Source organism: Streptomyces sp. 147326, assembly GCF_045000215.1.
Taxonomy (GTDB): Bacteria; Actinomycetota; Actinomycetes; order Streptomycetales; family Streptomycetaceae; genus Streptomyces.
Genome location: NZ_CP134201.1, coordinates 715,748 through 741,614, shown reverse-complemented (window position 1 = coordinate 741,614; position 25,867 = coordinate 715,748). Strand labels below are relative to the sequence as shown.

Genomic DNA, 25,867 nt, shown 5'->3' with positions numbered 1-25,867 from the left:
GGTGCGGGTGCGCGTACGAGGTCTGCTACGGATGGCTGTCCTGCGGTGGTGCGGCCGGAGCCTGCGCGGGGGACCGGCGGGTCGCCGGGGCGCCGGTGCGCAGCCGGCGGCGGGCGGAGTAGCCGGCCAGGCCGACGGCGATGAGCAGGGTGGCGCCGTTGAACAGCGGCGTCGCCCAGAACTGGGCGCCGAGCTGGCCGATGCCGGCGAGGCCGATGGCGAGGACGGCGACGGCCACGACGGTGCCGAGGACGTTGGCGCGGCCGGGTTTGATCGTGGTGGCACCGAGCAGGGCGCCGACGAAGGCGGGCAGCAGGTACTCCAGCCCGACGCTCGGGTTGCCCGTCTGCTGCTGGGCGGCGAGGAGGACCCCCGCGAATCCGACGACCAGGCCCGATCCGGTGAAGGCGTAGACGGAGTAACGGTGGGTGGGGATGCCGATGATGCCGGCGGCGCGCGGGTTGGAGCCGATCACGTACAGGTACCGGCCGAGCGGCAGCCGCTCCAGGATCACCCAGAGGCCGGCCGTGAGGGCGAGTACGTAGAAGGCGGGCAGCGGCAGGCCGAGGAACCGGGAGTCGTAGAGGCCGGTGAAGTCGGCGGGGAGGCCGTTCGGGCCGGGGACGATCCGGCCGCCGTCGGTGATCCAGCCGGTGAAGGCGTACATGATGCTGCCGGTGCCGAGCGTGGCGATGAAGGAGTCGATCTGTCCGAACTCGACGATGACGCCGTTGAGCGCGCCGACCGCCGCCCCTCCGAGGACGACGACGAGGCAGGCGGCGGGCCAGGGCCAGCCCCCGTTGACGATGAGCTGCATCACCAGCACGTGCGCCAGGCCGAGTCCGTAGCCGATGGACAGGTCGAACTTGCCGGCGGCGATCGGGATCGTCGCGCCCAGCGCCAGGAGGGCGGGGATGGACTGGTTGGAGAGGATCGAGGAGACGTTGTCCCGGGTGGGGAAGGTGCCCGGCAGGGTCAGGGAGAAGACCAGGAAGAGCAGGACGGCGAGGGCCAGGAGGCCGTAGCCGCCGACGAGGTGCCCGCGGAGGTGGCCCAGCAGGGATCGGCGCGAGGGGGAGTGGGTCATCGGCTCGTCGCGGTCCCGGTGATCGGGGGCATGGCCGAGGCGGTCCGGGTGAGTTCGGTGACGGTGAGGGCCGCACCGGTCAGTTCGGCGCTCACGGTCCCGCGGACGAAGACCAGCGCGCGGTGGCACACGCCCGCGACCTCCTCGAAATCGGTGGAGATGAGCAGGACCGCCAGGCCGGAGGCCAGCGCGTCGTCGAGCAGCCGGTGGATCACGGCCTTGGCGCCGACGTCCACACTGGCGGTCGGCTCCTCGAGGACGAGCAGGCGCAGGTTCCCGCGGAGCCACCTGCCGACCATGACCTTCTGCTGGTTGCCGCCGGACAGGGTGGCGATCGGCACCTCGCTGTCACGGGGGTGCACCGAGAAGCGGTCGATCAGGGCGGTGGCCTCGGCGCGCTCGCGGCGGGGGCCGGTCCACCGCAGCGCCGGGACACCGGCGGCCCGGGGGTTCGCCAGGAAGTTCTCCCGTACCGTCAGTTCGGCGGCGCAGCCCTCCTCCTGACGGTTGCCCGCCACGAAGCCGACGCCGGAGGCGAGAGCGGCGGAGACCCTGCGCGGGCGGTACGGGCGGCCGTCGAGCAGCGCCCGCCCGCCGAGGATCGGCCGGGCGCCGGCGAGGGCGCGGCCCAGGTCCATGTGGCCGGCGCCGGTCAGGCCCACCATGCCGAGGATCTCCCCGGCCCGCAGGTCCAGGCTGACCGGTCCGGCGTACGCGGTCCGCACGCCGTCGAGGCGCAGGAGGGGCGGGCCGCTGGTGGCGCGGGGCGCGGCCGGCGCGTGGGCGGCCGGTTCGTGGCCCACGATGGCGCGCACCAGCCGGGCGGGGCCGAAACCGGCGAGGGGGCCGCGTTCGACCACGTGGCCGTCGCGCAGGACGGCGAAGGAGTCGGCGACCTTGTACACCTCGTCGAGCCGGTGGCTGACGTAGAGGATGCCGTGCCCCCGGTCGCGCAGGGCGTGCAGGACGTCGAACAGCCGGGCGCAGTCCGCGGCGGGGAGGGTGGCGGTCGGCTCGTCGAGCACGATGAGTTCGGCCTCGGTCGCCAGGGCGCGGGCGATGGCGACCAGCGAGCGCTCGGCGGGGGCGAGGTCGGCGATGCGGGCGTCGGCGTCCAGGTGCCCGGCGACGATCCGCAGGGCCTCGTCGCAGCGCTCGCGGGTGCGCCGCCAGGAGATCAGTCCCCGCCGGCGCGGGTAGCCGGTGCCCAGGGCGATGTTCTCGGCCACCGTCATCCACGCGACGAGGCCGAGGTCCTGGTGGATGAAGGACATGGTCCGGGCCGCGGCGTGCGAGCCGAGGGGATGGCCGGCCACCGTCACCTCGCCCTCGTCGGCGCGGTGGACCCCGGCGAGCACCTTGATGAGGGTGGACTTCCCGGCACCGTTGGGGCCGAGGAGGGCGAGGACGCTGCCCCGGTGGATGTCGAGGTCGACCCCGGCCAGCGCCACCGTGCCGCCGAACCGCTTGCCGAGACCGCGCACACGGACGAGGGGTCCGCCACCGAAGAGCGGAGGCGGGCTCATCGAGGTGTCGGGAGCGTCATGCACAGACTTCTCCGGGGGTCGGCCTCCGAGTTCTTCCCGACTGCATGGGGATTCTATGCCGATCTGCCCGTGTATCTCCGGCATTGAACTCGCCGGGATGTGCCGTCGTGGGCGACACCGTCACGCCGCGGTCAGGGCGCACTCGGCCCAGATGACCTTGCCCTCGGGTGTGTACCGGGTACCCCAGGCCTGGGAGAGCTGCGCGACGAGGAACAGGCCGCGGCCGCCCTCGTCGGTGCTGGCGGCGTGGCGCATGCGCGGGGCGGTGCTGCTCGCGTCGTACACCTCGCAGATCAGGGTGCGGTCGTGGATGAGGCGCACCCGGATGGGTCCGGTGCCGTAGCGGACGGCGTTCGTGACCAGCTCGCTGAGCAGCAGTTCCGTCGCGAACGCGGACTCGTCCAGCCCCCACCGGCTCAGCTGGCTCACGGCGGCGGCGCGGACGTCGCCCACCAGGGCCGGGTCGGCGGGCAGGTCCCAGGAGGCGATCCGGTCGGGGGACACGGCGTTGGTGCGGGCGACGAGGAGGGCGATGTCGTCACCGGGGTGCTCGGGGGCCACGGCGTCGAGGACCGCCTGGCAGGTCTCCTCGGGGGCGCGGTCCGGGTGGGCCAGCGCGCGGGTGAGCGCGCCGAGGGCCACATCGATGTCGCGATCGCGGTCCTCGATGAGTCCGTCGGTGTAGAGGACCAGCTGGCTGTGTTCGGGGAGCTGCATCTCCACGGACTCGAAGGGGAGCCCGCCGAGGCCGAGCGGGGGTCCGGCGGGCAGGTCGAGGAGGGTCACGGCGCCGTCCGGGTGGACCAGCGCGGGCGGGGGGTGGCCGGCGCGGGCCATGGTGCACCGCCGCGAGGTGGGGTCGTAGATGGCGTACAGGAAGGTGGCGCCCACGATGCCGCTGCCGAGGGCCGGATTGTCCCCGCCCTCCTCCCGGTCGAGGCGCACCATCAGGTTGTCGAGGTGGGTGAGGAGTTCGTCGGGGGCGAGCTCCAGTTCGGCGAAGTTGCGGGCTGCGGTGCGCAGCCGGCCCATGGTGGCGGCGGCGTGCAGTCCGTGGCCGACGACGTCCCCGACGAGCAGGGCGACGCGGGTGCCGGACAGGGGGATGACGTCGAACCAGTCGCCGCCGACCCCGTGCTCGGCGGGGAGGTACCGGTGGGCGACCTCGACGGCGTCCTGGTCGGGGAGGCCGCGCGGGAGCAGGCTGCGCTGGAGGGCCAGGGCCAGGGTGTGTTCGCGGGTGTAGCGGCGGGCGTTGTCGATGCAGAGGGCCGCGCGGGCGGCGAGCTCCTGGGCCAGCGAGCGGTCGTCGTCCCCGTAGGGGGCCGGGTCCTGCGAACGGTAGAAGCTCGCGATGCCCAGGAGGACACCGCGGGCGTAGAGGGGGACGGTGATGAGCGAGTGGATGTTGTGCGCGAGGAGCAGTTCGGCGTGCTCGGGGTCCTGGGCGATCCAGCCGAAGGCGGCCTTGAGATCGGGTTCCAGCACGGGCTGACCGGTGGTCAGGCAGCGCATGTGGGGCGTGGTCGGGCGGAGGGTGACCTGCTCGCCCACCGGGTAGAAGGGGCAGTCCTCGCGGATCCCGTGGACCACCGTGCGGTGCATCTCCGTGGTGGGGTGGGCGGACTCCTCGCCGCGCAGGACGGCCTCGGGCATGTCGATGGTGACGAAGTCGGCCAGCCGCGGGACCGCTATCTCGGCGAGCTCCCAGGCGGTGCGGCCCACGTCCAGGGTGGTGCCGATGCGGTTGCTGGCCTCGGCCAGCAGCTCCAGGCGGCGTCGCGCGGCGACGGCGTACTTGCCCACCTCGGGCTCGCCCACCAGCACCAGCCCCCGGACCGTGCCGCCGGAGGAGTCCTCGGTGGCGGGCGCGCCGGACGTGCTGGCTGCGCCGCCGGACGTGCCGGGCGAGCGGGCGACCCTCGTGGCCGTACGGGGCGCGGCGCGGGAAAGGGGCCCGGGCGGCGGGCCGGTGGGGGCGGGGGCGTGCCGCTCTTCCTCGTCGGGGAGGAGCGCCTCGATGACGATGCCCTCCACCCCCGAGGGGCTCGTCACGGGGCGGCTCACGAGGGTGACCCACCGGTCGCGGGACAGGGACACCTCGGCGGCCGCCCACTGGGCCGAGGACATCAGCTCCGTGGCCTTTTCCTTGAGCGTCATCTGATCGCTCTGCTCCAGCTCGCTCTGGAGCAGCTCGGCCATGGCGAGCCCGTGCCCGTTCCCGGAGTACTCGTCCGTCCCGGTCCGGCTCGCGGCGTCGAGGTAGGCCTGCAGCAGGCCGCGCTCGCGCGCCGCACTCTGCTCCATCAGCCGTCTTTCGATGGCCTCGGCGGCCTTGCGCACCACGGGGATCATGGCCGGGTCCGCGTCGGTGTAGGGATAGCCGAGGCACAGGACGCCCTCGATGTGCCCGCTGAGCTGGTCGCGCAGGGGGATCGCCGTACAGGCGCTCGACTGGGACCGCTCGGCGAAGTGCTCGGCGCCGAAGACCTGGCAGAGCCGCCGTTCCGCGAGGGTGAGACCGATGCCGTTCGTCCCGGCGAACTGCTCGGCGAAGACGAAGCCCGGGACGGCCTGGATCGGGGAGAGGTGCTTGACCATGGACTTCTCGCCGAAGCGGCGTTCGAGTACGGTGCCGTACCCGTCGGCGAGGCTGATGTTCATCTGGCTGCCCGCGAAGACGGACTCCAGCCGGTCGAGCACGGGCCGGGCGGCGCGGATCAGCCGGCCTTCCGGGTCGAAGTCCTGCGTGAACGGAAGCTCGGCCTGGTCGGGCGAGATCCCCAGCAGCTGGCTGCGCTGCCACGAGTGCAGGATCGGCCCCCGCACGCTCCCCTCGACCGACTCGCCGTGCAGGAATCGGTCACGGGGACGCACGGGCCCGATGCGGTCTCCCACCACCCCCATGTGCACCACTTCCCTCGGCCTTCAGCCCTAGGTCCACGCCTTGATGCCCTGAATCGCCAGATTTGAGTATATTCCTCACATGACCGCGACCGGATTGACGGGCGACCCCGTCCCGCCGGGCACGTTCAGCGGCGTCACGACGAGCATGAACGCGTAGCGGCCCGTTTCGGCGCAGGCGGCGGAGAGCGGTTCCAGGTCGAGGTTGTCCAGCAGCGGCACCCCCATCGCGGTGACGGCGAGGGTGTGCACGGGGGAGTGCACCCCCTCGACCGGCGAGGGCCGTACGTCGCTGTCCCCGTCGCCCGCGAGCAGGGCGATGCCGCGCTCGGCCAGCAGCGGCAGGGCGTCCACGTGCCAGCCCGCGCTCGCCCCGCCGGGGTCCCAGGGGCCGGATTCCCGGCGGCGCCGGAAGGCGCCGGAGCGCAGCAGCACCGCGTCCCCGTCCCCGATCGTCACCCCGAGCGCCTCCTCGGCGGCGATGAGGTCCCGCGCGTGCACCGCGCGCCCGGGATCGAGCCAGGTGACCCCGAGGACGGCGGGCAGGTCGACGAGCACACCCCTGGTGACCAGCGGGCCGAGCGCCGACACCGCACCGAAGCGGGCGCCCGCCGCATCGACGCACTCGCGCGCCGCCCGGCCGTCGTACAGCTGCCCCCGGTAGGCGACGTGTGACAGCGCGTCGAGGTGGCTGACCCCCTTGCCGTGGTAGTCCACGGCCAGGAAGTCCTTGTAGACGGAGGGCTCCGGGGCCTCCACGTCGCCGAGGTCGGACATGTAGTGCAGGGCCGGCTTCGCGTTGTCCGGACCGGGCCGGGTGTCCCAGGGCCGGGCCATCGGGACGACCGTCCCGGACCGGACCAGGGCGGCGGCCCGCCGGACGTGGTCCGCCGTCACCCGGTTCCAGGCGCCGCGGTCGGCCGCGGCCCACCGGCCCCACGTGCGGACCCGGTCGAAGAGCGCGTCGAACTCCTGGCGGGAGACGGCGGGCCCGTTGCCGGGAGCGGAGGCCGGCGGGGTGCCGGGGGCGTCGGCGGGGTCGTGGCTCATCTGCGCATCAGCGCTCCAGGGTCCCTAGGGTTCTCGCGGTTCTCGCGGTTTCGGAGTTATCGCCCCAGGATTCCCTCCCGTGCCCCGTACGCGAGCGGGCGCGCGGGCCGGCCCCCCGTCCCGTCGGTGTCAGGCACCCGCCAGAGGGGCGGGGCCGCCGGTCAGGGATACGTCGAGGCCGTCCGGCTGGACGCGTACGGACGTGGCCTTGAGGCCGAGGGGGTACTCCTTCGGCGCACCCGGCTCCGCTCCGAAGCCGCCGTCGCCCGTACCGAGCCGGCCGGTGGGGACGGAGCGGCCGAACACGGTGAGCCCGTCGACGGCGAGGGTGACCTTGCCGTCGGCGAGGACGGGACGCAGCGTCAGCTGTCCGGCGCCGCCGGGGCCCACGGCGGCGAGGATGGTTCCCCGCGCCGGATCGGTGGTGACCGCGGACACCGGCACGGCGGGCACGGCGGTCCGGATCGCGGTGGCGAGGGACTGCGTGGAGGCCGTCACCTGGGCGTGAGTACCGCCCACGGTGGCCCCGTCGCCGAGGCGTACGTCGTCGAGCCGCGCGCGGACACGCACCTGCGGGAGGCGCCCGACCCGGGCGTCGTCGCTGCTGATGTCGAGGCGGGGGATGCTCCCCTGGGCCAGGTCCCACAGGGCCCAGTCGCCGGCCACGCGGACCGTCACGTCCTCTCCCAGCCCGGGAGCCGCCTTCGTGACGCGGTGACGGATCACGGAGCGGGCGGTGAACTCGGCCGCGCCCGTGGCGACGACGGCCGGCAGGACCACGGCGGTCGTGACGGTGAGGACGAGGTGGCGGCGCACGGCCGCGCGGGCCTTCGTCAGGCGCTGCTTCATCGCCGTTCTCCTTGAGCGGCCGGGGCCGGGGCCGCGGCCGGGGTCGTGGGGGCGGATACGGCCGGCGGGGCGGGTGCGTCGGCGGGCCCTTCCGGGTCGAGATGCGGAAGGAGCCGGTCCAGCCAGGAGGGGAGCCACCAGTTGGCCCGCCCGAAGAGGTACATGGACGCGGGCACCAGGAGCAGACGGACCACCGTGGCATCGATGATCACGCTGATGCCCAGTCCGAGGGCGAGCATCTTGACGGCGACGTTCGTGGAGAGCAGGAACGCCAGGAAGACACTGGTCATGATCAGGGCCGCGCAGGTGATCACGCGGGCCGTGGCGGCCAGGCCCGTGGCGACGGCCAGGTGGTTGTCCTCCCGGTGCAGCCACGCCTCGCGGATCCGGGAGAGCAGGAAGACCTCGTAGTCCATGGAGAGCCCGAAGACGATCGCGAACATCATCATCGGCACGTAGGACTCGACGGGCACCTTCTCGGTGACGCCGAACAGCGCACCGCCCCAGCCCCACTGGAACACCGCGACGAGCACCCCGTACGCGGCGGCGATCGAGAACAGGTTGAGCACGGCGGCCTTGAGCGCGATCAGCGGACTGCGGAAGACGGTGAGCAGCAGCAGGAACGCCGCGGCGACGACCACACCGATGATCAGCGGCAGTTTGGCGGTGAGGGTGTCGGTGAAGGTCTGGGTGGCGGCGGCCGTGCCGGTGACGTAGCCCGTGGCGCCGGTGCCCGACAGTGCCTGCGGCACCGTTTCGCCCTGCAGGGTGTGGATCAGGTCGGCGGTGGCGCCGTCCTGCGGGCCGGTGGCGGGGGTGACCGTGGTGATGAGCAGGACGTCGTCGGGGCTGGGCACCGGGGTCGTCACGGAGGCGGCGCCCGGTACGGCGGCCAGTTCGCGCTGCAGCGAGGCGGCGAGGTCCTGGCGCCGGCTCTCGTCGGCGACCTGCCGGCTGTCGAGGTGGGCCACGACCGTGAGCGGGCCGTTGGCGCCCGGGCCGAAGCCCTCGGTGATGAGGTCGTAGGCCCGGCGGTCGGTCCTGCTGGTGGACTGCGCTCCGGCGTCGACGTGCCCGAGCCGCATGGAGGCGACCGGGACGGCCAGGATGCCGAGCACGAGCAGGCCAGTCACCAGGAACAGCCAGGGGCGCCTGCTGACCCGGACGGCCCAGCGGTGCCAGACGTCGCCCTCACCGGTGGGTTCGGCGACCGGCGTGCGCACGTGGAGCCGGTCGATGCGATTGCCGAGCAGGCCCAGCAGGGCGGGAGTCAGCGTCACGGTCGCGGCGGCGGCCACGACGACGCTGATACCGGCAGCGACGCCGAGGGTGCCGATGAAGCCCACACCGGAGACGCAGAGCCCGCCCAGCGCCATGGCCACCGTGGCGGCGGCGACCAGCACGGCCCGCCCGCTGGTGGCGACCGTACGCCCGACCGCCTCCGCGGGCTCCGTGCCTGCTTGCAGCAGAGCCCGGTAGCGGGTGGTCAGGAACAGCGCGTAGTCGATGCCGACACCCAGGCCCATCATCGCGGCCAGGGTCGGGGACGCCTGGGCGAAGTCGAAGGTCCCGGCGAGCAGTCCGAGACCGGCCAGGCTGACGGCCAGGCCGAGCACGGCCGTCAGCAGCGGCAGACCGGTCGCGGCGACGCTGCCGAAGCCGATCAGCAGTACGAGCACGGCGACGGCCAGGCCGATGGCCTCCGAGGTGTGGTCGGCCGACTTGGGGGTGGCGAGCTGCCCGAGCGGAGCCCCGTACTCGACGGCGACGTGGTCGGAGCGCAGCGGCTCGACGGCGCTGTCGACCCCGGCGAGGTAGGAGGGGCCGAAGGTCGCCGGATTGCCGTCGAAGCGGACGGTGATCCGGGCGGTCCCGCCGTTCGCGGAGACCGCCCCGGGCGTGGTGAGCGGGTCGGCCACCGACAGGACGTCCGGCAGTCGGCGCAGGCCGTCCACGGACGATTCGATCGCGGCCCGGTGGCCGGTGACCGAACCCTGGTCGGTGGCGATCACGATGGGTGCGGCCGTGCCACCGGAGCCGCTGGTGTGGGCCTTGAGCAGGTCGGAGCCGGTCTGCGTAGGGGTACCCGGCAGGGTGAAGCTGTCCGCGAAGGAGCCGCCCCACGCGTGGTTGGCCAGCCCGAGACCGGCGAGCAGCACCACCCACAGGGCGACGACCCGACAGGCGTGCCGGGCACACCAGCACCCGATCCGATGGAGGAGCCCCGGCCCCTCGGCCGATGAAGTGTTCATGGGGCCTGATGGTGCGCGGTGCGTGTAAGGGGGCCGTGGGCGCATTGTTGGGGGAATGTACGGGCGCCCCCGCACCCCGCCCGCACCCCGCCCGCGCACCACCCCCCGCGCGCCCGCCGGTACGACGGGCGCCGCCCGCTCACGCGCCCCCGGATGGCGGCGGAAGGGTGACGGTGAAGCAGGCGCCGCCCTCGGGTCCGTGCCCGTCGACGCGGATGGCGCCCCCGAGGCGGCCGGTCAGCCGGTGGGCGATGGCCAGCCCCAGGCCGGAGCCGACCGGGCGGGTGCCACGGTAGCGCTCGTGGAGGGCGCCGTGGTCGAAGGCGATGCGCACGTCGTCGTCGGTGAGGCCCGGTCCGCCGTCGCGGACCTGCAGTTCGGCCCCGCCGTCCGGGGCCGCCCGGACCGCGAGGACCAGGGGCGCGCCCTCGGGCGTGACCCGCAGGGCGTTCTGGACCAGGCCGTCGATCAGCTGCCGGACCCGGAAGGCGTCCGTCTCGACGACGACGGGCCGCCCGGGCCGCTCCAGCCGGAGCCCGACACCGTGGCGGGCGCAGGGGCCGGTCCAGAAGGCGGCGGCCTCGGCGACGACCGCGCCCAGGTCGGCGGGGGCCATGTCGAGACGGAACTCGTCCGCCTCCAGCCGGGCCAGGTCCAGCAGGTCCCCCAGGAACCGGTCCAGACGCCGGGTCTCGTCGGCCAGGACGCCGCCGACCTCGGGCACCCGCTCCGGCTCGATCAGGCCGTCGGCGAGGGCCTCGGCGTAGCCCTGCAGCGCGGTCAGCGGGGTGCGCAGGTCGTGGGAGACGGAGAGCAGGAACTCCCGCTGCCGGTTCTCGCTGTGTGCCAGGGCCTCGTCCAGGACGTTGAGGGCCCGCCCGATGTCCGCGGTCTCCCGGGGTCCGTCGACGGGCGCCGGTACGCCGCGTTCGCCGTCGGCGAGCCGGTGCGCGATCTGCGCGGCCCGTACGAGGGGACGGGCGATGCGCCGGGCCAGGAGCGCCCCGGCCAGGGCCGCGCCGAGCATGCCGACGATCAGCGGCACCACCACGTTGCGGCGGATCCGGTTCGTGTTCTCGCTGACGACCGCGTACGGCTCGGTCAGTACGACCGCGCCGCCGCGCACACCGGGCCGCCCCACCAGCAGCACCTCCTCGCCGCCGAGGATGCCCGTGGTGGAGACCGGCTTCCCCGCCAGCAGCGCCGATTTCGACGCCCGGTCGACGGCCGGGGTGGCGGTTCCGCTCACCGAGCCGTCCGGGGCGATGACCGCGAGCTGCACGCCGTTCGGCCCCGCCAGGACCTGGGCGCCGGTGAAGAGCGCCTCGGACAGGGCCGGCAGCCGGCTGAGCACCGTCGCCTGACGCGTCAGCTGGTCGCGTTCGCGCTGCTCCGCGCCGTGCGCTGCGGTCTGCCAGGCGATCAGCCCGGTGAGCGCCACGGCGAGCGCCGCCACCACGGTGCTCAGCACCACGATGTTGCGGGCGAGGGAGCCACGGGCACCGGTACCCGCACGGGCGCCGGAGCGGGGGCGGTTCACGCGCGGGGGGCGATCGCGCTGTATCCGACGCCCCGGACCGTACGGATCGGGCTCGCGTCGCCGAGCTTGGCGCGCAGCTGAGAGACGAAGACGTCGACCATCCGGGTGTCGCGGTAGCCCGGGTAGCCCCACACCTGGGCGAGCAGCTGCTCACGGGTGAAGACCTGCCCCACGTGCCGGAGCAGGTGCGCGAGCAGGTTGAACTCGGTGGCGGTGAGCTCGACCGGCTCGCCGTCGCGGCGCACGGTCCGGCTGACCGGGTCCACGCTGAGCCCGCCGAGGCTCTCGGGCGGCTGCGCGGGCGGCCCCGCCGCCCGGCGCAGGACCGTCTTGACCCGCGCGACCAGCTCGCGCGGCGAGAACGGTTTGGTCAGGTAGTCGTCCGCGCCCAGCTCCAGACCGAGGATCCGGTCGGCCTCCTCACCGCGCGCGGTGACCAGCAGCACCGGCGTCCAGTCGCCCGCGTCCCGCAGGGCGCGGCAGAAGGCGATGCCGTCCATGCCGGGCAGGCCGATGTCCAGGACGATGGCCACCGGGTGCATCCGCCGCGCGGCCGCGAGCCCGGCGCTCCCGTCGGCCTCCACGTGGACACCGAAGCCCTCGCGCGACAGGTAGAGCCTCTGCACGTCGGAGATGTGGCGCTCGTCCTCGACGATCAGCACGAGGCCCTTGGACTCCGAACCCGTCATCACTGCCTCTCACGTGCGGAAACACCGTCGATGCTAACCCCGTCGACTCGGCGTTCCGGCGGGCGCGCCGCCACCCGTACATTTCCCGAACAATCCGTCGGCCCGGCGCCGTCAGACCTCCGGGAACACCGGGGCGATTCCGAGCGCGGGCGCGATGGCCCGCCAGACCGTCGACTGGGCCGTGGCGAGGTCGACCCGGGGGTCGTCCAGCATCAGGCGGATGCCGAGGCCGTCGCACAGGGCCAGCACCAGCGTGCCGATCGCGGCGACGTCGCAGTCGGTGAACTCGCCGGACGCGATGCCCCGTTCGACGGTTCCGGTGACCCACGCGTGCAGCTGGTCGTACAGATCGACGGCGAGGGTCCGGGCCGTGCCGTCGCGCAACGCGCGCACCCACAGCTCCTGCCAGAGCTTCCAGTCCTGGCGGAGCTCCTCGTCCGTGGGCAGCATGCTGCGCACGATGCGGGCCAGGACGACCGCGGCCGGGTCCGTGCCGGTGTCGCTGCCGGTGTCCGTGCCGGTCCGGGCGAAGGAGTGCGTCATCGCCTCGGCGAAGAGCTTCTCGCGGGTGTCGAAGTGGTAGTGCAGCAGGGCCTTGGAGACGCCGGCGTGCTCGGCGACCTTGCGCATGCTGACGTACTCGAAACCGATGTCGGCGATCACCTCGCACGCGGCCGTGAGGATGCGTTCCCGTGTTTCGAGTGCGCGCTCGGCCTTGGTCACGTTGGCTGCTCCCGTGTCGGCGCCCATTGGGTCGGTGGGTGGGTGGTTGAGCGGGTGGAGGTTGCGCGGGTGGTGGGTGGAAGGTCCGGCGGCCGGGCCCGCCGGACCACCATCCTCCCGCATCGGGCCCCCGGGCCCCGGCCGTTGGACCGCGGCGCCGGGAAAGGTCGGAAATAGGGTGGGGAACAGGGTCAGGAATGCGGTCAGGAATGCGGTCAGGAATAGGTGTGGAAGCCCCGGCCCGTCTTGCGGCCGAGCAGGCCCGCGTCCACCATCCGGGCCAGCAGCGGCGGCGGGGCGTAGAGCGGCTCCCGGTACTCCGCGTACATCGACCGGGCGATGGCCTGGACGGTGTCCAGCCCGATGAGGTCGGCCAGGGCCAGCGGCCCCAGCGGGTGCGCGCAGCCCAGGGTCATCCCCTGGTCGATGTCCTCGGCCGAGGCGATCCCGGACTCGGCCATCCGCACCGCGGCGAGCAGGTACGGCACGAGGAGCGCGTTCACGACGAACCCGGCCCGGTCCTGGGCGCGGACGACCCGTTTGCCCAGCACCCCCGAGGCGAACTCCCGTGCGCGCCGGGCGGTTTCCTCGCCCGTGAGCAGGGAGGGCACCAGCTCCACCAGGGGGAGCACCGGAACGGGGTTGAAGAAGTGGAGGCCGACGACCTGGGCGGGCCGCGAGGTGGCGGCGGCCAGCCGGATGACCGGGATGGAGGAGGTGTTCGACGCCAGCACCGCGTCCCGGCGCTCCACCACCCGGTCCAGCCGCGCGAACACGTCCAGCTTGGCCCGCTCGTCCTCGGCCACCGCCTCGACGACCAGGTCCCGGTCCGCCAGCAGGGACATGTCCGTGGTCAGCGTGATCCGGCCGGTCGCGGCGTCCCGGTCGGCGGCGGTCAGCTTTCCGGCCGCCTCGGCCCGGGCCAGGGAGCGGACGATCCGCTCCCGGCCGGCGTCCGCCGCGCCCCGGTCCGCCTCCACCACCACGACGTCCCGTCCGGCGCGGGCGCAGACCTCGGCGATGCCGGAGCCCATCAGCCCGCAGCCCACGACCCCGACGCGCTCCACGTCGGTCACCGGGTCACCGGCAGCTGCAGAACGCCCGTGCCGCGCTTGACCAGTTCACCCGCGACGATCAGGCGCTGGATCTCGGAGGTGCCCTCCCAGATGCGGTCGACGCGCAGTTCGCGGTAGAGCCGCTCGACCGGGTACGAGCGGTCGTAACCGCGGCCGCCGAAGATCTGCAGGCACCGGTCGACGACCCGCCCGGACGCCTCGCTCGCCGACAGCTTGGCGATGGCTGCCTTGGCGTGCAGCGTCTTGCGGTCGATCCCGCCCTCGTCGACCTCCCAGGCGACCTGGTGGGTGTAGGCGCGGTTGACGGCGATGTCGACGGCGCAGTCGGCGAGCATGCCCTGGATCAGCTGGAAGTCGGCGATGGGCGAGCCGAACTGGCGGCGCTCCACCGCCCAGTCGCGGGCGAGTTCCAGGGCTCGCTCGGCCGCCCCGATCGTCCGAGCGGCGATCATCAGCCGCTCCTCGGTGAACCAGGAACGGGTGATGTCGTAACCGTTGCCCACCTCCCCGAGCACGGCGTCCGCCGGGACGCGCACATCGGTGAAGGTGAACTCGGGGTGCTCGTAGACGAAGGTGTGCATCCAGCGGGGCACCCGCGTCATCTCGATGCCCGGTGTGTCCTTGTCGACGAGGAACAGGGTCGGCGCCCCCTCCTCGCCGGCGGCGGCGAGCACGATCATGAAATCGGCGTGGTCGCCGACGGTGACGAACCACTTCTCGCCGTTCAGCACCCAGCCGTCCGCCGTCCGCGTCGCCGTGGTCTTCAGGCTCTGCGGGTCGGAGCCGGCCTCGGGCTCGCTCACCGCGTAGCAGTCGCGGCGCTGTCCCCGGATGACGGGGACGAGGTACCGCTCGCGCTGCTCGGGCGTGCAGAAGGACAGTGCGTTGGCGGGACGCCACACCATGTCCCAGAGGGCCCCGGTGAGCCGCCCGAGCTCGGCCTGGACCGTGACCTGCTCCAGGATCGTGAGGCCGGCGCCGCCCCACTCCGCCGGCATGTTGACGGCCTGCAGGCCGCTGTCGAGGACGGCGTCGCGGATCTCGGTGTGGGCCTGCGGGGGCAGGCCGTTGTTCTCCTCGCAGTCGAGCTCGTACTTCGTGATGAACTCGGTGAGGGCGCGCGCCGAGTCCCTGAGCTCTTCCTGACGGGCGGTGAGACGGAAGTCCATGTCTGTGGTCCTTGCGATCGCGGGGTGCGGTACGGGTGCGGTACGGGGGCAGGTCTGCGGCAGGAGCGGTCAGGAGGCGGGCAGGGCGAGGGCCCGGGTGCCGCGCTTGATCAGCTCGTTGGCGATGATCAGGCGCTGGATCTCGGAGGTGCCCTCCCAGATGCGGTCGACGCGCAGTTCCCGGTACATGCGCTCGACCGGGTACGAGCGGTCGTAGCCGCGGCCGCCGAAGATCTGCACGCACCGGTCGACGACCCGGCCGGCGGCCTCGCTCGCCGCGAGCTTCGCCGTCGACGCCTTGGCGTGCAGGGTCTTGCGGTCGGTGTGCGGCTGGTCGGCTTCCCAGGCGACCTGGTGGGTGTAGGCGCGGTTGACGGCGATGTCGACGGCGCAGTCGGCGAGCATGCCCTGGATCAGCTGGAAGTCGGCGATGGGCGAGCCGAACTGGCGGCGCCGCACCGCCCAGTCGCGGGCCAGCTCCAGCGCCCGTTCGGCGGCGCCGACGGTACGGGCGGCGATCATCAGCCGCTCGTCGGTGAACCACTCCTTGGTCAGCTCGTACCCGTTGCCGACACCGCCGAGCACGTCCTCGTCGGCGACGAACACATCGGTGAAGGTGAACTCGGGATGCCCGTTCACCGCGGAGTGCATGAAACGCGGGACCCGTGTCATCTCGACACCCGGTGCGTGCTTGTCGACGAAGAACAGGGTCGCGGCCCGCTCCGGGCCCGCATCCGCCTGCACCAGCAGGAAGTCGGCGATGTCGCCGCAGGTCACGAACCACTTCTCGCCGTTCAACAGCCAGCCTCCCGCGGTCCGGGTCGCGGTGCTCGTGCCCGAGCCGGGGTCGGAGCCCGCACCGGGCTCCGTGACCGCGAACGCGTCGAACCGCTCGCCCCGGATGACGGGCAGGAGGTACTTCTCCCGCTGCGCCTCGGTGCCGTACGCGAGGACGTTCGCGGGCCGCCAGGGGATGTCCCAGAGGCAGTTGGTGACCTTGCCGAACTCCTCCTCGACGATGACCTGGTCCAGCAGGGACAGGCCGGCGCCGCCCCAGTCGGCGGGCATGTTGATCGCGTAGACGCCCGCGTCCATGGCGGCGCGGGTCAGTTCGCGGACCGTGTCGGCCGGCAGCGGGCCGCCGGCCTCCTCGGACCGGTCCTCGTACCGCATCAGGAGCTGGGCGTAGGCGGCGGCGCGGGCCTTGAGGTCCGCCTGCTCGGGGGTGTAGCGGAAGTCCATGGTGCGGTGTCCTCCGATGGAAGGGGTGAGGGGGAGCGGGGAAGCGGGGGAGCGGGGACCGGCCGGGGTCAGCCGAGGACGGCCCGGGCGTCCAGGGCCAGGGCGCCGTCCGGGCGTACCAACAGGGGGTTGACCTCCAGCTCGGCGATCTCCGGATGGGCCGCGGCCACCGTCGTGATGCGTTCGATCACGGCGGCCGCGGCGGCCACGTCCACGGCCGGCCGGCCGCGGACGCCGTCCAGCAGCGCCGCGGTCCGCAGCCCGCGCAGCAGGGCCTCGGCCCGCCCCGCCGGTACGGGCGCGAGCGCGAAGGCCACGTCGCGCAGGGTCTCGGTGAGGACGCCGCCGAGCCCGACCATGGCCACCGGCCCGAACCGCGGATCACGGTTCACGCCCACGATCAGCTCGATGCCGTCCGAGAGGTCGGCCATCGCCTCGACCGAGTAGGCGGGGGCGCCGAGCCGGGCGTGCATCTCCCGGTACGCGGCGAGGAGCGCCCCCCGGCCGGCCAGCCGCAGCGCGACGCCGCCCGCGTCCGACTTGTGCAGGAGGTGCAGGGCCTTGAGCACGTACGGGCCCTCGAACTCCCCGGCGGCGGCCAGCAGTCCGGCCTCGTCGGTGATCTCGCGCGCGGCCGGGAACGGCACACCGGCGGCGGCGAGCAGCGTACGCACCCCGTGGTACCCGGTGTCCCGCAGCGGCGCGGCCGGAGCGGGCAGGGCGGGGAACCCCGGGAGCTCCCCTGCGCTGTCGGCCGCCGCCCGGCCGGTCATCGCCGACAGCGCGCGGGCCGCGTCCTCGGTGGCGGCGAACACCGGTACCCCGGCTCCGGCCAGCACCCGGCAGCTCGGCGACTGCGGATACATCGACTGCACGACCAGCGGCTTCGGTGCGGCCGCGAGGTGCGTGACGATCTTCTCCGCGGCCAGCGTCTCCCCTTCCGCGAGGACGGAGCCGCCGGATGCTCCGCTGCCGAGGCCGCCTTCCGAGGCGGCGTAGCCACCGAAGTAGCCCGTCATCAGGACGGCGTCGACCTCGTCGGCGGCGAGGAGCTCCGCCACCGTGTCCGCGTACGAGAGGGGCTGCTGCTCGCCCATGCCCGCCAGGTCGACCGGGTTGCCGACCGCGGACTGCTGCCACAGCACGGTCCGCAGCCGTGCCTGGGTGGCCGCGCCCAGTTCCGGCACGCCGAGTCCGGCGTCCTCGGCGGCGTCGGCGGCGATGGCACCGTGGCCTCCGCCGTCGGTGAAGACCGCGGTCCGGGCGCCGCTCGCGCGTGCCTTCGTACGGGGGTGGCCGGGTCCGGCACTCAGCGCGGCCAGGACCACCGTCATCTCCCTTGGCGTGCGCACCAGTTCCACGCCCGCGTCACGGCAGGCGGCGGCCACCACGTCGGCCGAGGTGGTGAGCGCCCCGGTGTGCGACTGGGCGCTGCGCGCGGAGGCGGTGCCCCGGCCGGCGGTGAGCAGGACCACCGGCTTGCCCGCCGCGGCGGCGGCCCGGGCGAAGGCCCTGCCGTCGCCGAAGTCCTCGGCGTACACGGCGATCGCCGTGCTGGCCGCGTGGCGGGCGCAGTCCTCGACGAGGTCGACCAGGGTCACGTCTGCCTGGTTGCCGAGCGAGACGAACCGGGAGAAGCCCAGGCCGTGCTGGGCGCCGCGGAGCTGGAGTTCGAGGGCGAGGTTGCCGCTCTGGCTCAGCAGGGCGACACCGCCGGGTGCGAAGCGGTCCGAGGCGAGGTAGAGCTCGGTCGTGTTGTCGGCGATGCCCAGGCAGTTGGGTCCGACGAGGACGGCTCCGGCTTCCCGGACGCGGGCGACGACCGCGCGCTGGCGGGCGCCCTCGCCGACGGCTCCTGCGAACGGACCTCCCTGCTCGCCGCCCTCCGCAAGCACGCCGCCGTACCCGCCACCGGCCACTACGAATACGAGGCGTGGGAGGGCCTGCGGGTCGCCGAGGGATCGGCGACCGTGGCCCTGCGCATGGCCGAGGGCCTCGGCGGACGCATCCGTACGGGCTCACCCGTCGAGGCGGTCGCGATCCGCCGGCCCGGCCACTGCACCGTACGCCTGGCCGGAGGCGAAACCCTGACCGCCGGCGCCGTCGTCAGCGCCCTCCCCGTCGGCCCGCTCCGCTCGGTCGCCGTCACCGGCGTGTCCGACGAACGCCTCGCCTCCCTGCACCACCAGCGCCACGCCCTCGCCGCCAAGTTCACCGCCGCGTACGACAGGCCCTTCTGGCGCGAGCGCGGCCTCAGCGGCCTCTCCGAATGCGAAGGGGTCCTCGGCAGCACCTGGCCGCAGAGCGAAGGCATCCTCTCCGCCCTCGTCCCGCCCGAACGCTACGGCGTCCTCCTCGGCACGCCCGCCCCGCTGCGCCCCACCGAACTGCTCGCCGACATCGCCCGCCTCTACGGCGACGAGGCCCACCGGCCGCTCGCCACGTACCTGCGCCTGTGGGGCACCGACCCGTGGACCCAGGGGTACGTCACCCAGTGGACCCCCGGCGACGTCATGGCCGTCGGCCCCCGGCACGGCACCCACGAACCGCCGTTCTACGTCTGCGGATCCGACCAGTGGGTGGCCGGATACATGGAAGGCGCCGTCCGCACCGGACGCGCCGCCGCCGAGGAGGCACTGCGCAATGGCTGACCCCCTGCACAACCACATCGGGGGAGCGGACCGCCCCGCCGCCTCGGGCGCGACGATGCCCCTGACCGACCCCGCCACCGGCCGGGTGCACCGCCACGCCCCGCGCTCCGGCCCCGCCGACACGGACGCGGCCTGCGCCGCGGCGGCAGCTGCGTACCCGCACTGGTCCGCCACCACCCCGGCCACCCGCCAGCGCGCCCTGCTCGGCATCGCCGACGCCATCGAGGCACACGCGGACGCCCTCACGGCCGCCGAGACCACGGACACCGGCAAACCCCCGGAACAGTTCCGCACCGAGGAACTGCCCGCGATCGTGGACGCCGTCCGCTACTTCGCCGGCGCCGCACGCAACCTCCCCGGCGCCGTCGCCGCCGAGTACACCGAGGGCCGCACCTCCCTGCTGCGCCGCGAACCGGTCGGCGTCTGCGCCCAGATCACCCCTTGGAACTACCCGCTGATGATGGCCGCGTGGAAGATCGCCCCGGCGATCGCCGCCGGGAACACCACCGTGCTCAAGCCCGCCGACACCACGCCCTCCTCCGCCGTGCTCCTGGCCCGGCTCGCCGCGGAACACCTGCCGGCGGGGGTGCTCAACGTGGTCTGCGGCGACCGGGACACCGGCCGGGCGCTGACCGCCCATCCGGACGTCGCCCTGATCGCGGTCACCGGCAGCGTCCGCGCCGGCCAGGAGATCGCGGCGGCCGCGGCGGCCGGCCTCAAACGGGTCCACCTGGAACTCGGCGGCAACGCGCCCGTCCTGGTCCACGAGGACGTGGACGTGGCGGCCACCGCCGCCGCCCTCGCGGCGGTCGCCTACTACAACGCCGGCCAGGACTGCACCGCGCCCACCCGGCTCCTGGTCCACCACCGGATCCACGACGCCTTCCTCGCGGCCTTCGCCGCCGAAGCGGCCGAGCTCCGAACCGGCGTCGACTTCGGGCCCCTCAACAACGCGGCCCAGCTCGCCTCGGTGCAGACCCTGCTGGACCGCCTGCCCGCGCACGCCGAGATCGTCACCGGCGGCGGCCGGCTGCCCCGCCCCGGCTTCTTCCACGCGCCCACCGTGGTCGCCGGGGTCCGCCAGGACGACGAGATCGTGCAGGAGGAGACCTTCGGCCCGGTGGTGACCGTCCAGCCCTTCGCCGACGAGGCCGAGGCCCTGCACCTGGCCAACGCCGTCCGCTTCGGCCTGGCCGCGAGCGTGTGGACCACCGGCCACGACCGGGCGATGCGCGCCACCCGCGCCCTCCACACCGGCATCGTCTGGGTGAACACCCACGGCACCACCGTCTCCGAGATGCCCCACGGCGGGGTCAAACACTCCGGCTACGGCAGCGACCTCTCCCTGTCCGGCCTCCTGGACTACACCCAGGCCAAGCACGTCATGCTCTGACCTCGGTGCTTCGCCCCCTGGCGTCCGACGTGCCCGTGCGCGGCCCGCGGGGCACCCTGGAGGCATGGTCCGAGCCAACGACCAGGTCGAGACTCTGCTCCAGGAGTACGCGGACCTCATCGCGATCCGGGGCGGGGAGGCCTTCAAGGCGCGCGCCTACGAGAAGGCCGCCCGGGCCGTCGGGGGCCACCCGGAGGACGTGTCCACGCTCGACGCCAAGGGTCTGCGCGAGATCCCCAACGTCGGCAGGTCGGTCGCCGACAAGATCCTCGAATACCTGCGGACCGGCCGCATGACCGTCGTCGACGAGGCCAGGGCGTCCGTGCCGCCCGGAGTGCGCGAGCTGATCACGATTCCGGGGCTCGGGCCCCGCAAGGCCATGGTGCTGTACGAGGAGCTGGGCATCAGCTCCGTCGACCAGCTGCTCGACGCCATCCAGCAGGAACGGCTGCGCGATCTGAAGGGCTTCGGCGAGCGGACCGAGGACAACATCCTGCACGGCATCGCGGTGCTGCAGAAGGCCGGCGAGGGCCGGATCCTCGTCAGCGCGGCCATGGACGTCGCCGAACAGCTCGTCGCCGAACTCTCGGAGATCCGCGGCTGCGTCCGGTGCACGTACGCCGGGTCCCTGCGCCGCATGAGGGAGACCATCGGCGACGTCGACATCCTGGTGGCGGCCCGCCGGTCGGCCCCGTTCATGGACGCGCTCACCGCCCTCCCCCAGACGGCCGAGGTCATCGCTCACGGGCAGAAGAAGACCTCCGTACGGACCGCCACCGGCCTCCAGGTCGATCTGCGCGTCCTGCCGCCCGCCTCCTGGGGCGCCGGGCTCCAGTACTTCACCGGATCCAAGGCGCACAACATCCGCACCCGCGAACTCGCGGTGCGCCAGGGCCTCAAGCTCTCCGAGTACGGCCTCTTCGACGCAGAGAGCGGCGAGAACATCACCTCCGAGACCGAGGAGGCGGTCTACGCCAGGCTGGGGCTGCCCTGGATCCCCCCGACGCTGCGCGAGGACCGCGGCGAGATCGCGGCCGGGCTGCGCGGCGAACTCCCGGACCTCCTCACGGAGAAGGACATCCGCGGCGATCTGCACACCCATACCGACCTCACCGACGGGCTGGCCCCGCTGGAGGACATGATCGCCGCCGCTGCCGCCCGCGGATACGCCTACTACGCGGTGACCGACCACGCCCCCAACCTCTCCATGCAGCGCATGACCAGCGAGAAGATCCTCGCCCAGCGCGAGCGGGTACGGGCACTGGACGGCGCACACCACAGGATGCGGCTGCTGCACGGCACGGAGCTCAACATCGGCCCGGACGGCACCCTGGACTGGCCCGACGAGTTCCTCGCGGACTTCGACATCTGCGTGGCCTCCGTCCACTCCCACTTCAACCAGAGCCGGCGGGAACTCACCCGCCGCCTCATCCGCGCCTGCGAGAACCCGAACGTCGCCGTCATCGGCCACCCCACGACCCGGAGGATCGGCAAACGCCCGGGCATCGACGCCGACTTCGACGCCGTCTTCGAGGCCTGCGCGCGGGCGGGCACCGCGCTGGAGATCAACGCGCATCCCGAACGGCTCGACCTGTGCGACGAGGACGTCCTGCGCGCGAAGCGGTACGGAGTGAAGTTCGCCGTGAACTCCGACGCGCACGCCACCACGCATCTGCCGTACATGCGCTACGGGGTGGCGACCGCGCAGCGCGGCTGGCTGACCGCGGACGACGTCATCAACGCGTGGCCCCTGACGCGGCTGCGGCGGTTCCTGAGCAAGAAGGGTGCCTGAGGCCGGCGGCCGCTGCCGAAATGGGCCGGTTACGCCGGAAGTACCGTCAGCGCGCGAGGACGGCCCGGGCGAGGAAGTGCTGTTCGGCGTCGTCGTACGCCGTGAGCCGCCAGCCCGTGGCGTCGAGCTCCGGCCGGAGGTTGGGGTCGGCGAGCGGGTCCTCGGGGCTGAGGGGCCGCCCGTGGCGGGCGGCCCGCTCGGCCCGGCCCGCCGGATGGAAGAGGACGAGGGTGCCGCCCGGTGCCCTGACGCGCGCCCATTCGCGCAGGGCGGTGCGCGGGCGGGGGAGGTGGTCGAGGAGCCCCGCCGCGAAGACGCCCCATGCAGGGGCTTCCTTGCGCCACGGCCGCCACGACTGCGAGAGCCGCAGGGCAGTCGAGGAGCGGGCGGCCGAAGCCGTGCCGCTCGTCCACGAGGTGGATTTCCAGGATCCAGTGGCAGATGCGCCTCGAGCGCTGGAGGGAGGTACCAGGGCGGCGGGCCGCGACAGTCACAGGACGCGGGAGGCGATGGCCCGCGCGCAGTCCAGGGACTCCGTGTGCGTGGTGTCGACCTGCATGTCGTAGACCACGCCGCGGTGGGCGAGCTCCGCCTGGGTGGCAGCCGTTCCCGGGGTCCGGTCCCCGCGGGCGATCTCGCGCCCTGCGGCGACCGTGCTCGCGCACGTGACGCCGACCCACAGCACGTCCAGACCGTCCAGGGCCTTCCGCCACCGCTCCTGGGAGGCCGCTCCGCCGAGGAAGACGTCGTCGACGATGATCCGGGCGCCCGCACGGGCCATCGCGGCGACTCCCGCCATCCACGCCGCTTCCAGCCGCCGGAACTCCGATCCGATCTTCACGCCGCCGTCCGCGGCGAACTCGATTCCCGCGACCGACGTCTGCAGGGAGGCGGGCATCGCCTCGATCAGCGAGTCGATGGCGGCGGCGAGCCACGGTTCCGGCAGGACCGCCTGCAGGCAGCGGACGATCCCGGACTTGCCCGAGCTGGACCCGCCGTTCAACACGATCACTTGAGTCGTCATCAGGTCACGGTAGGGGCGACCGCCGCGGCGCCCGAAGCGATTTTCGCCCGGGACGTCCCTCGCGGCGGCCGGCGGCCCGGACGGCTGACCGGCTACCGCGGGCCGGCGGGCGGGTACCAGCCGGGCCAGGTCACGGGAGGGAGGTGCCGCGCACGCTTCTTGTTGGCCTCGTGCGCGAGGGAAACGGCCCCGGAGACGAGTGTGGCGGCGAACGACAGGGCCGCGGCGGTCGGCTGCCAGTAGCCGGCGTCTCCCATCAGGGTCAGCCACATCCCTCCCGTGGCTGCCGCCAGTACGACCAGCAGGGGAATCCTGGCGCCGAGTGACAGCCGGCGGCTCACCGCGACGAAGAAGTATCCGACGGCGCCACCCGGCGCGACGGCGAGGAACAGGCCCACGACCAAGAAGACAACCAAGAAGATGATCACGTCGCACTCTCTCCGGGCGCAGAAGCAGCCCATGCCGAGGGGGAGTGGACCGTGCCCACGCGGCACCGCCCACCGGCTCCCCGCCGGAGATACTGCCAGAGGACTTGAACGCGTTCAACATCGGGGGGCGGTGGTACCCGGACCGGGGTGAGCGTCGTCGTCGAGCACCTGCGCCTGGGACCGGACGACACCGTCCTCGTCAACGGTGCGGGCGGGGGAGTGGGACACTGCGCGGTCCAACCGGCCCGACTCGCGGGCGCCGCCCGGGTGATCGCCGTGGCCTCCGGGCGCCACGAGGCGTTCCCGAGGGAGCTGGGCGCCGACCGGTTCGTGGGCCACACGCGGACCGCGGCCGCGGACGTCGTACGGGACGTGGACGTGGACGTGCTGATCGTCACCGTGGGCGGCCCGGACGGCCATCGGTCGCTGCCCGTGCTGCCCGTGCTGCGCCGCGGCGGCCGGACCGCCCCGGTCTTCCCCGGCGAGTACCACCCCGAACGTGCCGCGGCACGACCGTGCCGGGCGGGGGCACCTGCAGGGCGGGATCGTCCTGCAGGTGGGAGCTCCGTAGCCTCTCCGCAGCCCTCGTGACCACGCCGCTCCAGCGCCGGCGGTCAGCCGCGCACGTGCAGGCCGAAGCCCGTGCGGCCCGCGGGCTCCAGACCCTCCTTCAGGTGCAGCGAGGGGATCTCGTAGTCACCGAAGTTCTGCCGCCGGAACGCGATCGGCTCGGTCGACTCCAGGGTGAGCAGGCGTTGCTCCCAGGCCTTGGCGGCGACCGCGTAGTCCTCGCCGCTCATCCGGTCGGAGCCGTACAGCACGAACGGCGGCAGCGACTCGATGCCCGGGTAGTAGAGGATGCCGTGGTGGATCGGGAACAGCAGGTCCTCGATGGGGCCGTTGATCCCGCGGGCGGCGTAGTGCGACTCCGGGCCGCCGACGGTCACCGACAGCAGGGCCCTCCTGCCCGCGAGGGTGCCTTCGCCGAAGCGCTCGCCGTACTTGGTGGCGCTGTGCTCACCGACGCCGTACGCGAAGCGGTAGGTGAACACCCGGTCCACCCACCCCTTGAGGATCGCCGGCATCGAGTACCACCACATCGGGAACTGGAAGATGATCGTGTCGGCCCACAGCAGCTTCTCCTGCTCGGCGAGGACGTCCGGGGTGAGCGTCCCTGCCTCGAAGGCCCGGCCCGAGTCCAGGGCGACCTTCAGCGGACTCGAGGCGTCGGGGCCGTAGTCCGCGGCGTCCACGACCGCCTTCCAGTTCATCGCGTACAGATCGCTCACCCGTACCTCGTGCCCGGCGGCCTCCAAGGTGGACACCGCGAGGTCCTTCAGCGAGCTGTTGAGCGACTTCGGCTCCGGGTGGGCGTGGACGATCAGCGTCTTCACGGGAAACTCCTTCGGATCGGATGCCTTCGATCCTGGACGCCGCGGCGCCCGGCGTTCAGGGGCGCCTCTTCCGTAGGACGGGACTTCCTGGTACCGGCAGGACCACCTTCACGGGCGCCGCCGGGGCCATACTTGGGGCATGGATGATCTCGCGGGCTTCCTGCGGACCCGGCGCTCCCGGGTCGACCCGACCGCTGTCGGCATACGCACCGACAGCCGCCGCCGCGTCGAAGGGCTGCGCCGCGAAGAGGTCGCGCACCTGTCCGGAGTCAGCGTCGACTACTACGTACGCCTGGAGCAGGGCCGCGCGACCCAGCCCTCCGAGCAGGTCCTCGACGCGCTCGCCCGCGTCCTCGGCCTCGACGAGACCGAACGCGGGCACCTCTGCCGGCTCGCCCGGCAGCGCTGCCGCCGCGCGAAGGCACCGGGCGGGAGGGTCCGGCCGGAGCTGCTGCGCGTCCTCGACCTCGTCGTCGGCGCACCCGCGCTGATCATGGACCACCGCATGGACGTGCTCGCCGGGAACCGCCTCGCCGGGCTCCTCTACGGCCGGCCGGTGCCGGGCCTGAACACCGCCCGGCACATCTTCCTCGAGGAGGCCGAGCGCGGCCTCTACGCGGACTGGGAGACGTGCACCCTCGACGTGGTCGGGCACCTGCGCCTGGCCGCCGGCAAGTACCCCGAGGATCCCCGCCTGGCCTCGCTCATCGGCGAACTGGCGATGGGCAGCGAGCGCTTCCGCCGCCTCTGGGCCCGCGCTGACGTGCGCGCCCGCACCCATGGACGCAAGGCGTACCGGCACCCGCTGGTCGGACTGCTGGAACTGCACCAGGAGAACTTCGCACTACCGGACGAAACGAGCATGGAGCTGCTGGTGCTGTCCGCGGCCCCCGGCAGCCCCGCCGAGGACGGGCTGCGCCTGCTCGCAGGCCTGGGCGCGGACACCGGTGACGCACATGTGCACCCCGCAATGAACGCTCAGTTCCGCGGGTAAACCGACGACGCACGCCCCATTCCTTTGATGGCCGGAAATCCTCCAACCGGCCTGCATTTTGCG

The 25,867-nt window shown here is 73.4% G+C and carries 21 protein-coding genes; 5 read left to right on the top strand and 16 right to left on the bottom strand.

The features are described 5' to 3' along the window. Positions 1–25: 25 nt before the first annotated feature. From RIU97_RS03675 to RIU97_RS03615, 13 genes are all read right to left on the bottom strand, one after another. A complete protein-coding gene (locus RIU97_RS03675) occupies positions 26–1,087 on the bottom strand; it encodes an ABC transporter permease (protein ID WP_404953302.1) in 1,062 nt (353 codons plus the stop codon). Further along, positions 1,084–2,637: a sugar ABC transporter ATP-binding protein gene (locus RIU97_RS03670; RefSeq protein WP_404953300.1), complete on the bottom strand. Its 1,554-nt coding sequence runs from the start codon at positions 2,635–2,637 to the stop codon at positions 1,084–1,086. The genes RIU97_RS03675 and RIU97_RS03670 overlap by 4 nt, the downstream gene beginning before the upstream one ends. Before the next feature lie 117 nt (positions 2,638–2,754). Further along, positions 2,755–5,541, bottom strand: a complete 2,787-nt coding sequence (locus RIU97_RS03665; RefSeq protein ID WP_404953299.1) for a SpoIIE family protein phosphatase — start codon at positions 5,539–5,541, stop codon at positions 2,755–2,757. Positions 5,542–5,616: 75 nt separating this feature from the next. Then, complete coding sequence (locus tag RIU97_RS03660) at positions 5,617–6,588, bottom strand: cyclase family protein (RefSeq protein ID WP_404953298.1); 972 nt, start codon at positions 6,586–6,588, stop codon at positions 5,617–5,619. A gap of 129 nt (positions 6,589–6,717) precedes the next feature. Further along, positions 6,718–7,437, bottom strand: a complete 720-nt coding sequence (locus RIU97_RS03655; protein WP_404953297.1) for a DUF2993 domain-containing protein — start codon at positions 7,435–7,437, stop codon at positions 6,718–6,720. Beyond that, positions 7,434–9,689: an MMPL family transporter gene (locus RIU97_RS03650; RefSeq protein WP_404953296.1), complete on the bottom strand. Its 2,256-nt coding sequence runs from the start codon at positions 9,687–9,689 to the stop codon at positions 7,434–7,436. The genes RIU97_RS03655 and RIU97_RS03650 overlap by 4 nt, the downstream gene beginning before the upstream one ends. A 139-nt stretch (positions 9,690–9,828) precedes the next feature. Further along, on the bottom strand, positions 9,829–11,229 hold the full coding sequence (locus RIU97_RS03645; RefSeq protein WP_404953295.1) for an ATP-binding protein: 1,401 nt from the start codon (positions 11,227–11,229) through the stop codon (positions 9,829–9,831). Further along, a complete protein-coding gene (locus RIU97_RS03640) occupies positions 11,226–11,918 on the bottom strand; it encodes a response regulator transcription factor (RefSeq protein ID WP_404953294.1) in 693 nt (230 codons plus the stop codon). The genes RIU97_RS03645 and RIU97_RS03640 overlap by 4 nt, the downstream gene beginning before the upstream one ends. A 111-nt stretch (positions 11,919–12,029) precedes the next feature. Next, positions 12,030–12,641, bottom strand: a complete 612-nt coding sequence (locus RIU97_RS03635) for a TetR/AcrR family transcriptional regulator (protein WP_404953293.1) — start codon at positions 12,639–12,641, stop codon at positions 12,030–12,032. Positions 12,642–12,856: 215 nt separating this feature from the next. After that, the gene (locus RIU97_RS03630) at positions 12,857–13,717 is read right to left on the bottom strand and encodes a 3-hydroxybutyryl-CoA dehydrogenase (protein ID WP_404953292.1); all 861 of its coding nucleotides are present in this window, start codon (positions 13,715–13,717) and stop codon (positions 12,857–12,859) included. After that, on the bottom strand, positions 13,714–14,886 hold the full coding sequence (locus RIU97_RS03625; protein ID WP_404953291.1) for an acyl-CoA dehydrogenase family protein: 1,173 nt from the start codon (positions 14,884–14,886) through the stop codon (positions 13,714–13,716). Before RIU97_RS03625 ends, RIU97_RS03630 begins: the two co-directional genes overlap by 4 nt. A 69-nt stretch (positions 14,887–14,955) precedes the next feature. Further along, positions 14,956–16,128 (bottom strand): acyl-CoA dehydrogenase family protein, encoded by a 1,173-nt coding sequence (locus RIU97_RS03620; protein WP_404953290.1) that lies wholly within the window; start codon positions 16,126–16,128, stop codon positions 14,956–14,958. A gap of 68 nt (positions 16,129–16,196) precedes the next feature. Continuing rightward, positions 16,197–18,023 carry an acetate--CoA ligase family protein gene (locus RIU97_RS03615; RefSeq protein WP_404953289.1) on the bottom strand — a complete coding sequence of 609 codons (1,827 nt, stop codon included), beginning with the start codon at positions 18,021–18,023 and terminating at the stop codon, positions 16,197–16,199. Between RIU97_RS03615 and RIU97_RS03610 the strand changes: the two genes are divergently transcribed. The 3 genes from RIU97_RS03610 to polX all read left to right on the top strand — a co-directional run bounded on the left by RIU97_RS03610 (position 17,958) and on the right by polX (position 21,964). Beyond that, positions 17,958–18,779: a flavin monoamine oxidase family protein gene (locus tag RIU97_RS03610; RefSeq protein WP_404962742.1), complete on the top strand. Its 822-nt coding sequence runs from the start codon at positions 17,958–17,960 to the stop codon at positions 18,777–18,779. The genes RIU97_RS03615 and RIU97_RS03610 overlap by 66 nt on opposite strands. Then, the gene (locus tag RIU97_RS03605; protein ID WP_404953288.1) at positions 18,772–20,172 is read left to right on the top strand and encodes an aldehyde dehydrogenase family protein; all 1,401 of its coding nucleotides are present in this window, start codon (positions 18,772–18,774) and stop codon (positions 20,170–20,172) included. Before RIU97_RS03610 ends, RIU97_RS03605 begins: the two co-directional genes overlap by 8 nt. 64 nt (positions 20,173–20,236) lie before the next feature. Continuing rightward, on the top strand, positions 20,237–21,964 hold the full coding sequence (gene polX / locus RIU97_RS03600) for a DNA polymerase/3'-5' exonuclease PolX (protein ID WP_404953287.1): 1,728 nt from the start codon (positions 20,237–20,239) through the stop codon (positions 21,962–21,964). Positions 21,965–22,454: 490 nt separating this feature from the next. On the opposite strand, the gene cpt is transcribed toward polX, so the two are convergent. After that, a complete protein-coding gene (cpt, locus tag RIU97_RS03595; RefSeq protein WP_404953286.1) occupies positions 22,455–22,988 on the bottom strand; it encodes a chloramphenicol phosphotransferase CPT in 534 nt (177 codons plus the stop codon). Positions 22,989–23,080: 92 nt separating this feature from the next. Beyond that, positions 23,081–23,416: a hypothetical protein gene (locus RIU97_RS03590; RefSeq protein ID WP_404953285.1), complete on the bottom strand. Its 336-nt coding sequence runs from the start codon at positions 23,414–23,416 to the stop codon at positions 23,081–23,083. Positions 23,417–23,563: 147 nt separating this feature from the next. Here RIU97_RS03590 and RIU97_RS03585 point away from each other — a divergent pair, with 147 nt between their 5' ends. Beyond that, on the top strand, positions 23,564–24,007 hold the full coding sequence (locus tag RIU97_RS03585; RefSeq protein ID WP_404953284.1) for a zinc-binding dehydrogenase: 444 nt from the start codon (positions 23,564–23,566) through the stop codon (positions 24,005–24,007). Between the two features lie 23 nt (positions 24,008–24,030). On the opposite strand, the gene RIU97_RS03580 is transcribed toward RIU97_RS03585, so the two are convergent. Then, positions 24,031–24,810, bottom strand: a complete 780-nt coding sequence (locus RIU97_RS03580) for an NAD(P)H-dependent oxidoreductase (protein ID WP_404953283.1) — start codon at positions 24,808–24,810, stop codon at positions 24,031–24,033. A 139-nt stretch (positions 24,811–24,949) separates the two neighbouring features. Here RIU97_RS03580 and RIU97_RS03575 point away from each other — a divergent pair, with 139 nt between their 5' ends. After that, positions 24,950–25,804, top strand: coding sequence for a helix-turn-helix transcriptional regulator (locus RIU97_RS03575; RefSeq protein ID WP_404953282.1), 855 nt, complete (start codon positions 24,950–24,952; stop codon positions 25,802–25,804). Positions 25,805–25,867 lie beyond the last annotated feature (63 nt).

Bases quoted from the DNA above. Each gene is read 5' to 3' on its own strand.
- RIU97_RS03660 (WP_404953298.1), bottom strand. From the start codon at position 6,588: ATGAGCCACGACCCCGCCGACGCCCCCGGCACCCCGCCGGCCTCCGCT.
- cpt (WP_404953286.1), bottom strand. From the start codon at position 22,988: ATGACGACTCAAGTGATCGTGTTGAACGGCGGGTCCAGCTCGGGCAAG.
- RIU97_RS03665 (WP_404953299.1), bottom strand. From the start codon at position 5,541: ATGGGGGTGGTGGGAGACCGCATCGGGCCCGTGCGTCCCCGTGACCGA.
- RIU97_RS03620 (WP_404953290.1), bottom strand. From the start codon at position 16,128: ATGGACTTCCGCTACACCCCCGAGCAGGCGGACCTCAAGGCCCGCGCC.
- RIU97_RS03575 (WP_404953282.1), top strand. From the start codon at position 24,950: ATGGATGATCTCGCGGGCTTCCTGCGGACCCGGCGCTCCCGGGTCGAC.
- RIU97_RS03650 (WP_404953296.1), bottom strand. From the start codon at position 9,689: ATGAACACTTCATCGGCCGAGGGGCCGGGGCTCCTCCATCGGATCGGG.
- RIU97_RS03640 (WP_404953294.1), bottom strand. From the start codon at position 11,918: ATGACGGGTTCGGAGTCCAAGGGCCTCGTGCTGATCGTCGAGGACGAG.
- RIU97_RS03655 (WP_404953297.1), bottom strand. From the start codon at position 7,437: ATGAAGCAGCGCCTGACGAAGGCCCGCGCGGCCGTGCGCCGCCACCTC.
- RIU97_RS03675 (WP_404953302.1), bottom strand. From the start codon at position 1,087: ATGACCCACTCCCCCTCGCGCCGATCCCTGCTGGGCCACCTCCGCGGG.
- RIU97_RS03625 (WP_404953291.1), bottom strand. From the start codon at position 14,886: ATGGACTTCCGTCTCACCGCCCGTCAGGAAGAGCTCAGGGACTCGGCG.
- RIU97_RS03605 (WP_404953288.1), top strand. From the start codon at position 18,772: ATGGCTGACCCCCTGCACAACCACATCGGGGGAGCGGACCGCCCCGCC.
- polX (WP_404953287.1), top strand. From the start codon at position 20,237: ATGGTCCGAGCCAACGACCAGGTCGAGACTCTGCTCCAGGAGTACGCG.